Consider the following 229-nt stretch of genomic DNA (forward strand, 5'->3'; position numbering starts at 1 on the left):
GGTTAATAATCGACTGCGCTATTGAAAGCCCAAGCCCAGTTCCTTCTGCACGCCCACTCACCATGTGGTAAAAAATACGGGTAAAAATGTCTTCCGGTATACCTGGCCCGTTATCGATTATTTCGACACAACATACCAAAAGATGCTTTTCGGCACCCAGGGTAATCTGACGCAGGGCCCGAGTCCGTAATTGGAAGCATGGCTGCTCGATATTCGCAGAATACAACGC

General features: G+C 48.5%; 1 protein-coding gene. It reads right to left on the reverse strand.

All coding sequences use genetic code 11. The annotated features are described in order from the left end of the window. The coding region (locus tag ACFVYJ_RS14000; RefSeq protein WP_463255490.1) for an ATP-binding protein at positions 1 to 229 on the reverse strand (229 nt) is incomplete at both ends.

The sequence above is a fragment of the Pontibacter sp. JAM-7 genome (genome assembly GCF_048548695.2).
Taxonomy (GTDB): Bacteria; Pseudomonadota; Gammaproteobacteria; order Pseudomonadales; family Balneatricaceae; genus Neptuniibacter.